Source organism: Pseudoalteromonas sp. PSi26, assembly GCF_054960575.1.
This window is the reverse complement of sequence record NZ_JBHNYT010000029.1, coordinates 1-8,404: the sequence shown is the minus strand read 5'-3', so window position 1 is coordinate 8,404 and position 8,404 is coordinate 1. Positions and strand designations below refer to the sequence as shown.

General features: G+C 37.5%; 16 protein-coding genes. 15 read left to right on the top strand and 1 reads right to left on the bottom strand.

Annotation, left to right across the window (positions count from 1 at the left end):
• The first annotated feature begins 18 nt into the window (after window positions 1-18).
• From ACFI34_RS18620 to ACFI34_RS18605, 4 genes are all read left to right on the top strand, one after another.
• A complete protein-coding gene (locus tag ACFI34_RS18620; RefSeq protein ID WP_462674574.1) occupies window positions 19-726 on the top strand; it encodes a hypothetical protein in 708 nt (235 codons plus the stop codon).
• Between the two features lie 103 nt (window positions 727-829).
• Window positions 830-1,258, top strand: coding sequence for a hypothetical protein (locus ACFI34_RS18615; RefSeq protein WP_462674573.1), 429 nt, complete (start codon window positions 830-832; stop codon window positions 1,256-1,258).
• A 126-nt stretch (window positions 1,259-1,384) separates the two neighbouring features.
• Entirely contained in the window at window positions 1,385-1,762 is a 378-nt protein-coding gene (locus ACFI34_RS18610) for a hypothetical protein (protein WP_010557084.1), read from the top strand.
• A gap of 117 nt (window positions 1,763-1,879) precedes the next feature.
• A complete protein-coding gene (locus ACFI34_RS18605) occupies window positions 1,880-2,263 on the top strand; it encodes a hypothetical protein (protein WP_462674572.1) in 384 nt (127 codons plus the stop codon).
• A gap of 191 nt (window positions 2,264-2,454) precedes the next feature.
• On the opposite strand, the gene ACFI34_RS18600 is transcribed toward ACFI34_RS18605, so the two are convergent.
• Entirely contained in the window at window positions 2,455-2,631 is a 177-nt protein-coding gene (locus ACFI34_RS18600; protein ID WP_462674571.1) for a hypothetical protein, read from the bottom strand.
• A gap of 245 nt (window positions 2,632-2,876) precedes the next feature.
• Between ACFI34_RS18600 and ACFI34_RS18595 the strand changes: the two genes are divergently transcribed.
• The 11 genes from ACFI34_RS18595 (at window position 2,877) to ACFI34_RS18545 (ending at window position 8,330) form a co-directional block, all read left to right on the top strand.
• Window positions 2,877-3,155: a type II toxin-antitoxin system RelE/ParE family toxin gene (locus ACFI34_RS18595; RefSeq protein WP_462674570.1), complete on the top strand. Its 279-nt coding sequence runs from the start codon at window positions 2,877-2,879 to the stop codon at window positions 3,153-3,155.
• On the top strand, window positions 3,155-3,448 hold the full coding sequence (locus tag ACFI34_RS18590; protein WP_085301836.1) for a HigA family addiction module antitoxin: 294 nt from the start codon (window positions 3,155-3,157) through the stop codon (window positions 3,446-3,448). Before ACFI34_RS18595 ends, ACFI34_RS18590 begins: the two co-directional genes overlap by 1 nt.
• A gap of 123 nt (window positions 3,449-3,571) precedes the next feature.
• A complete protein-coding gene (locus ACFI34_RS18585; RefSeq protein ID WP_462674569.1) occupies window positions 3,572-4,018 on the top strand; it encodes a GyrI-like domain-containing protein in 447 nt (148 codons plus the stop codon).
• 89 nt (window positions 4,019-4,107) lie between these two features.
• Window positions 4,108-4,395, top strand: coding sequence for a hypothetical protein (locus ACFI34_RS18580; RefSeq protein WP_462674568.1), 288 nt, complete (start codon window positions 4,108-4,110; stop codon window positions 4,393-4,395).
• A 173-nt stretch (window positions 4,396-4,568) separates the two neighbouring features.
• Window positions 4,569-4,901, top strand: coding sequence for a hypothetical protein (locus ACFI34_RS18575; RefSeq protein ID WP_462674567.1), 333 nt, complete (start codon window positions 4,569-4,571; stop codon window positions 4,899-4,901).
• Window positions 4,902-5,018: 117 nt separating this feature from the next.
• Complete coding sequence (locus tag ACFI34_RS18570) at window positions 5,019-5,402, top strand: hypothetical protein (RefSeq protein ID WP_013783734.1); 384 nt, start codon at window positions 5,019-5,021, stop codon at window positions 5,400-5,402.
• A gap of 128 nt (window positions 5,403-5,530) precedes the next feature.
• On the top strand, window positions 5,531-5,740 hold the full coding sequence (locus tag ACFI34_RS18565) for a hypothetical protein (protein WP_004586969.1): 210 nt from the start codon (window positions 5,531-5,533) through the stop codon (window positions 5,738-5,740).
• A 108-nt stretch (window positions 5,741-5,848) separates the two neighbouring features.
• Window positions 5,849-6,166 (top strand): CPCC family cysteine-rich protein, encoded by a 318-nt coding sequence (locus ACFI34_RS18560; RefSeq protein WP_462674566.1) that lies wholly within the window; start codon window positions 5,849-5,851, stop codon window positions 6,164-6,166.
• Window positions 6,167-6,288: 122 nt separating this feature from the next.
• Window positions 6,289-7,164 (top strand): alpha/beta hydrolase, encoded by an 876-nt coding sequence (locus ACFI34_RS18555; RefSeq protein ID WP_462674565.1) that lies wholly within the window; start codon window positions 6,289-6,291, stop codon window positions 7,162-7,164.
• A gap of 113 nt (window positions 7,165-7,277) precedes the next feature.
• On the top strand, window positions 7,278-7,826 hold the full coding sequence (locus ACFI34_RS18550) for a hypothetical protein (RefSeq protein WP_462674564.1): 549 nt from the start codon (window positions 7,278-7,280) through the stop codon (window positions 7,824-7,826).
• Window positions 7,827-7,946: 120 nt separating this feature from the next.
• Window positions 7,947-8,330 carry a hypothetical protein gene (locus tag ACFI34_RS18545; protein WP_462674563.1) on the top strand — a complete coding sequence of 128 codons (384 nt, stop codon included), beginning with the start codon at window positions 7,947-7,949 and terminating at the stop codon, window positions 8,328-8,330.
• Window positions 8,331-8,404: the final 74 nt, after the last annotated feature.

The following is an 8,404-nucleotide window of genomic DNA, read 5'->3' as shown; positions in this document are numbered from 1 at the left end:
TAAGTGTCAAGGAGAGTCATGAGAGCCATAATTTTTTCCGCAACGATATTCTTTTGTAGCTTCGTGTTTGCAGGTGATTGGGATGAGAGAATTTCGTTCTATCTGGACGTATATGAAAAATCAGCTAAAAACCCTAAACCAATCGTATATCCAAAGCTATCAGAAAGGATTAAAAATGCATTTTTAGCCAATAATAAAAATCATGTAAAAATTGAGAGTACCTCCTTATCTACGGAGCTATATTACACTGAGAATGAAGTTGTAGTTTATCAGCATAACGAAGGCTGGAACTTGGTAACTAAAGGAGACTATGTATATGAATGGAAGCATGGTGAATCTTCAGGAGTAAAGTTTAAGAAAAACAACAAAGATTTAGTGGATTACATTTTATACCTGACTGATCCTTCATACATAATGACTAGCTTATACAATGGGTTTAATACAAAGCCAGAAAACTATGAAATAAAAAATTACGAGGGGAGACCCTATAAGGAGCTTGCATTAAAAGAAGCACTTTATGGCTTTGAAGCTATTTACATAAATACAGAGTCTTTATGGTTTCATGGCTTTAGGGTAAGCAACCCACAAACAAAAGAAACCATAACAACTTATATAAGTTCGCCTACAGAATACCAGTCTTTGCCAAGTAACATTAATGAAGAATTTAATATTGTAAAATTCAAAGAGTCAGATTTAACAGTTAGAAGGCATATGGTTTATTTGTGAAAACACTTAACAAGTCAATCAACTTCGCGCCTATGGCGCCGGACACGCTAAAGCGTGCCGGTTATTGAGGCGTTAGCTACTTTATTTACAGTCTGGAGATAATATGGAATATTTCAATCAAATCTTAGAGTGGCCAGTAATTGTTCAAGGTGCTTTAGGTTCTTTTTTATTTTGGCTGCTATTTAAAGTAGGGGAAAAAACTATTAATTTTTCTACTGATAAATTTAGCAAAGATAAAAAGGTATCAGGTTATTTTGCCTTGTCATGGTATGCCGAAGAGATCAAAGATCTGTCGTCATATAGTTTTTATGTTTGCATATATGGAGCATTTCATTACTTTATTAAAGCGCTAATAATTTTAGTGTTTACATTGCTTGTAAGTAATTTCAATTATATTTTTGCGTCAATGGGTTATATTATTTCTGCTTACTTTCTATTTCGATCAATTTCATATTTACCTCATACTAACAGTTTTGGTTCAGCAAAAGATGCAGCCTTACAACTTAAAAAACTGGATGATGAGCTAGGGTAAAGTAGCTAACAAGCTGTTTAAGCGGGACTTCTAACAGTTGGCTCGGTTTCGCTTCGCTTCACATTTTAGCCAACTATTATAATCCCCTTAACAGGGCGTTAGGTAACAAATCAGGTGTATAGACTCATGGATAGAGTAGTAATTTTCGTTTTGTGTTTCTGCCTATTTATAGGTGGTGCAACTCACATATTTGATAATTTATATTATGGATTCTTGCCTTATAAATTTGCTCCTGAATGGGTTAATATTTATTGGACAGCGTTGGCTGTTATAGATATTGTGGCTGTTTACTTGTTAATTAAATGGCGTAACGCTGGTTTGGTGTTAACACTGGTTATAATGCTTAGCGACGTAGCAATTAATTCTGTTGCTTTTTATTTATTAAACGTTCTTTCGGATAGTTCTGCTTTACAACTTCAAACATTATTTCTAGGTTTCTGTATTGGTTCTTCTATTTGGTTATGGCAGTCGAAAAGTAAGGCTAACGTGGTAAATGTTACCTAACAAACAATTAAACAAGGACAAAAACAGTTGGTTTTGCTCCTTCGTCGCTTATTTTAACCAACTTTTTTTTGCCTGTTAATTGGGCGTTATACATGCTAATGGATATTGGAGGTTAGGTTGAAAGGATCGGCAGTTGGATTTAGCTTTTTAACTTTGTTCTCAGTTATTGTGGCAGTGTTAGCCCAAATGGGGATTTTTATTGGTGTAATGCTTGGCAATTTTACCGATGCTAACCTGACTTATTTTTCTTCTTTTTCTATCCTAGTAGCTATTTTAAATGCTTTTATAGTTTTTGGCTTAAGGCGTCGTAAAAATTGGGCAGTAGTTCTTGGCAGTGTCGAAATGCTTGTATTAGTTATAGCAGTGATTACAAATCTGATGTTAGAGGGTTTTTCAGTGTTGCTAGTGAGTTTCTATTGGTTATTTATAGCAGCATTGTTTCTCTTAGCGCTTAAACGTGATTATGAAAAGTTCAGAAATCGGACGGAATCGCATGTATAACAAGCCGTTTAACGAAAACGCCAGCAAACAACGCTGGCAAGGACTCGCGAACAACGCTCGCCCGTTAACGGGGCGTTATACGTATAAGGGAGTATTCGAAGAGTGCCGCTACAATATCTAATTCCTCCAGTAGCTTGCCTATTGCTCACTCTCGCAACTTTGTACTTTTCCAAAAGCTCGAAACAAGCTAATTATTTTGTGGTATTAAGCGTTTTAGTGGTTTGTGTTTTTAATGTTTGGTTTCTTGAATCCCACATACTTGCAGCCTTGCCAGATTCAAAGGGGGTTTTAAAGTTACTTGCGGTAATTTTGGCTTTATCAGTATCACCGTTTATAGCAATGCTTACATATAGGCTTTCAAGTTCCAATAAATTGATTTATTCATCTGTTATTGGTGGTGGTTTTTTATTTATGTATCCGCTTTATGCTTTATATATTATTTGCTATGTTAGTCGTGATTGTATCTAAAATACGTATAACAAGCTGTTTAAGAAGGACAAAATACAGTTGGCTGTTTTCGTTCCTCAACATTTTAGCCAACTAAATTTTGCCCCTTAACAGGGCGTTATATTCCTTCTAGACACGCGTTGCGCAACGCGCTACACTTTCGGTTATGATTAAATCATTTAAACATAAAGGACTGAAAAAGTTCTTTGAGTCAGGCACAACTGCTGGCATTCAAGCTAAGCATGAGCGTCGACTTAGAATGCAACTTGCCGCTATTGATACTGCGACTGTTTTAGACGACATTGACTTACCTGGGTTTAAGTTACATGCCTTAAAAGGTAAACGAGATGGAATTTGGTCTATTACTGTAAATGGTAATTGGCGAGTCACATTCGAATTTAAAGATGGCAATGCTTTTATTTTAAATTATGAGGATTATCACTAATGAATATGCATAATCCACCGCATCCGGGTGAATTTATTTCCGATGTTTATATGGAACCATTTGGCTATAGTTGCCGATTTGTTGCAAAGCAATTAGATGTTTCTCCTTCAACTTTAAGCCGTATCTTAAAAGCTAAAAGTGCTATTACTCCAGAAATGGCTTTACGACTATCGAAAGCGCTTGGCCGTAGCCCTGAAAGTTGGCTATCGATGCAAGACAATTATGATCTTTGGCAAGCAAAACATAATGTAAACCTAGCTAGAGTTCATCAAATTGATTTTGCAATGGCGTAAGGAATATAACAAGCGCCTAAACTCCGACAATGTAAAGTTGTCATGTTTTTGGCAAACAACGCAAAAAGCCATGCCAACACATTGCGTGTTAGGCGGGCGTTATGTAACTACAAGAGTATTGTGATGGAATTAAGAATCGTTGCAGAAAAAACTATTAACGGAATATCGACAAAAACAAATAATGCGGCAGAAATGAGTCCAAATGGAAAAATCCCCGCATTGTGGCAATCTTTCGATGAAAAAATTCCTGTTGACTATAAAAATGGTGAGCGTGTTTACGGTGCTTATTACAACTATGAATCAGATCAGAACGGGATGTTCACCGTTCTCGCTGGTTTTGATGGTCAGACATACCCATCAGGTGTAAATATTGAGCAAATAACTATTCCCGAAGGTAAGTATCTAGTGTTCACACAAAAAGGAGAAATGCCTCAAATTGCCATCAACGCATGGACAGAGGTATGGGAATACTTCTCTAATGAGAACTGTGAGCATCAAAGGTTATTTTCAACAGACTTTGAATATTACCCAAACGGCGATGTAATAGAAGTCCATATTGCGGTTCAATAGTTACATAACAAGTTGCTGCACAAGGAAAAATTACTCGCTGCGCTCCCAATTTTCCGGTGAGCAAGGCGTTATACGAACAGGAACGTTTAGTGATAGAAGCTCTTTTTGCTTTAGTAATAATGATTGTTGAAGCTGCCGTAGCTGCCTGCGCATTTATTATTGAATTAGTCTCGAGTGTTTTTGTCGCAGCAGGCTCAACTATTGGCGTATTTGATTTTTTTCTACTTGTTTTTGTTCTACTAGGAGAGCTTGTTGTATGGTTATTGCTATGGTTCAAGCAGCTTTTAACATCTGCAATCAAGCTAGAAAAGCCAGCGGTAGTCCGAAAGCCCGTCATTTGGCGGCCTAAAGCAAAACCCAAAAACAAAGAGAAATAACACTCGTGGTTGTTTTGGGTGGTTCGTATAACAAAAAAATTAAGCCACTCACTTCGTTCGCTGGGACGCATACATGCGGGGCGGCTTCGCCATTATGCCCCACATGCCTGCGCCCCTTATTTAAAAGTTATGTGTCCTAGGCATTTTAAATGAATACTCTTTTTAAGATCGGTATGATTTTGGTTCTCGGCTCTATAGGCGTTCACCAAGCTATTTATTGGGTTTTACCTAGTATAGAAATCATTAATAACTCAGGTGTGCAAATTAAGCAGGCAAGCGCTGAATTGCCAAAATCAAATCTGGATTTTGGACTTATAGAAAACGGACAACACAATCGCGTTTACTATTCTTTAGACCAGAATGATGGAACCATTTTATACGAATTCAGCTTTTCTAACGGGAACGTAGTAAATGGTAGTTGTATGTACATCTATGACAATATGGTAAACGACCGAATTGTAATTCACGTTAACCAAGATGAGGTTGTTTGTGAGTACGACACATAACAAGGCGCTAAACTCGCTCACTGCGTTCGCTGGGACAGTAACGCAGTGGCATGCTTCGCATATTTTGCCATTCCGTTATTGCCCGTTAGCTCAAAGTTATATTTCAAGGAGCAATTGATGCTCAAATACTTTTTTGGACTTCTAATTTCACTATCATTTGGCGCCCAAGCAGGGTGTAGTATTTCAGATGAAATGAGAGAAATGTATAACGCCAAGTACGCAGAGCAAATATCAATAGATGTAAAACTATCTGGACATAACTACACAGTGTTGATTTCAGCCCCAAAAGCACTTAACTCTGAGCCGTTTCAAGGTTTCCACTTAGTCGCTGACAGTTTTAACGAACCAACGTTTGCGGCAGCCCTAGAAAGTTTTGAAGAAGGAAGTGAATTTAAAACTTGGTTTGACATCGACGCAGGCTTAGTTCGAAAACACTTGATAGTCGTTACATTCGGTGAGGATTGTGGCTTTGATGTCACCAAGGAAGTCTTTTACCAATGAAATATAACAAACAAATTACGGCACTCGCTGGCGCTCGTTGGGACGCAAACACGTGTGCGGCTTCGCCATTTTTGCACACGTGTTTGCGTCCCATATTTGGAAGTTATGTGTAGAAGGACAATTGAGCATTGGAAAACACTCCAGAATATCCTATTTGCATCGTTTATGAGGACGAAACAGAAAATGTTGTGTTAGCTAACGCAATGGAGGTTATGACTCACCTCGAATGGTTTGACTCTGATGATCCTGAATCTTGTGCTCAAGTAACAGATGCAAAAAATAAAGCTGTTAGCCTTAAAGTTGAAGCTCTGGAAATTATAGAGCTAAAGTACACATAACAAGGCAAATTAAAAAGGGCGGACAAAAACCAGTTGGCTTTGTTCGTGCCTCACAAACTATAGCCAACTAATTTTTGCCGTTTATTTGCGGCGTTATAAGGTATACGGATGTTCCGAGTAATCCGCAATTTATTTAAACGAAAACCAGAGTGGTATTCTCCAGAAGATTCTACGCCTCGAGTAAAATGCGAATGTTGTGAATACATCAGTATTGCAGAAAGCGGTAACTATTTAATTTGTCCTATTTGCTTCTGGGAGGATGAAGGTACTGGTTGGGGATTAGACGAGCCTACTGGGGTAAATCATGGACTATCAATTCGGCAAGGCCGTGAAAACTTCTTAAAGTACGGCGCTTGTGAAAAAGATATGGTTAAAAATGTAATATCGGTCGAAGAAAGAAAAAACTATGATTATAGGCCGGATTAAAATACCTTATAACAAGCTAATTAATAAGGACAAAAAAACAGTTGGCTGTTTTCGTTCCTCAACATTTTAGCCAACAATTTTTTGCCTATTATTAGGGCGTTATATTTTTCAAGGAAGGTTTGGTGAAATTTTCAATTAAGCTAATAGTAATTATGGTCATTTCTGTCATATTTATGATTTCAAGTTTCGTTCTTTCAAAAAGGTATATAGAAGAATATACCTCTGATTTTATTGATCATAATATCTACTCTTCCGTTCTAGAGGAGGAAAGGAAAATATTTATTCGTTTACCCAAAGGCTACGATAAGAAAAAAAGTTATCCTTTAATTATTAAATCAGATGGTAATTTCAATTTGAGCCGTTGGGACGAATCAATGGCGGAGTTATCTCATACAAATAAAGTTGAAGATTCAATTATTGTGGCAATACCTAATCTATTTTGGGTTGATTCACGAAATAGGGATCTTGTTCCACCTTACGCAAGAAAAGATGTAAAGATAGAGGCGCGACCAGCAACTGATAACTCCCCATCAATATTTGGCAAAGCAGATTTATTTCTAGAATTTATTGAGAAAGAAGTTTTACCCTATATTGAAACTAATTATGCCATTAATGACAATAGAGTTTTAAGCGGTTTCTCGGCTGGAGGTAGCTTTGTTTTATATACAATAGTTACCAAGCCTGACTTGTTCTCTGGTTATTTTGCATTTAGTCCTGCTGCTTGGTACGACAAATCTGTCGTTGTTAGAGAGTTTAAAAAAGGATTAAATAGGGTTAATGGCAAGCCATTATTTTTATATTTGAGTCTAGGTGGTGCTGAAAATGACATTATTACAGGCTCCTTTAAAGGATTATTAGCTGCAATAGATTCTGATGCACCAACAAATTTATACTCAGAGTATAGTTACAGTGTTGGTGCTAGTCATGTCGAGAACCCATATATTTCAGTACCCTTAGCCTTAGAAGCGTACTATAAGTTTAGAGCTGAAAAAATATAACAAGTCATTTCAGAAGTAGGACTGCTAACAGCTTGCTCGGTTTCACTTCGTTTCACAATTTTAGCAAGCTATTATCAGCCTCTGAATGAGGCGTTATATTTTCGGAGAGTTTGGTGAGAACTGATATATCTCAATATCTTTATCATTGGGTAAAAGCCGATACTGAAGAGTTGGCAATTGAGATTCTGTGCAAAATTATAGAAAGTAGGCAGTTATTAGGCGGTGATGGGTTCATAAAAGGTAAACACAAGTGTGTTTGTTTTACCGAAACACCGATGAATCAATTTCATAGAGAGGAATACAGGTATAAAAAGTTTGGAGTACGATTTGAGAAAAACTATATTTTTTCTCGTGGAGGAAGACCTGTTATTTATCAACCAAAATGCGACTACGAACTGCTTCCTAACTCTCTAAAATGGAGACATGTCACATTTGATCCACCGAAAATTGATTTTACATGGGAGAGAGAGTGGCGCATTGAGTCTGAGCGTCTAGAAATTGCTCCAGAAGAAGTAACCTTTATTGTGCCTCATGAGGGTTATGGGCAGTGTCTAAGCACTACCTATTACTCGAAGGAGTATCGAGAGGTTGTATATGCAGTACCAGAAGATGAACCATCATCTCATTTATTACCAAAAAACTATAAGTTTATGGTGATTTGAAAATATAACAAACCAAGTAAGCGGGACAATAACACGTGGGCTCCCGTCACTTCGTTCCTTATTTTAGCCCATGTGTTATTGCCCCTTCTTGGGGTGTTATGTCTCAGAAGGAATTGATAAATGCGGTTAATTTTTTTATTACTTCTATTAGTCAATTTTGGCTGTCTTGCCTCATCCTGCATAGTGACCGATGAAATGCGCGAACAGTTCAATTCCAAACGTGGTGAAGATGTTGCTATTGATACAACCCTTAGGGATTCGAACTTCTCTGTAACTATTAAATTACCAGAGAGCATTGAAGGTCAAAGTTCTTATTCAGTATGGCTGGTATCAGACAGCCTTGAAGAACCAACATTCATCTTCCCTCTAGACTTGTATGAAGAAGATAACCAAACTGTGGCATGGTATGAAATAGATGCGGGGCTTGTGAGAAAACACTTCGTAGTGGTCAGCTTAAATGACTATTGTGCTCCTAGCATATACAAGGAAGTTTTTTACCAATGAGACATAACAAAAAAATTAAGCTCGCCCGCTGCGCGGGCTGGGACGCATACATGCGGGGCGGCTTCGCCATTATG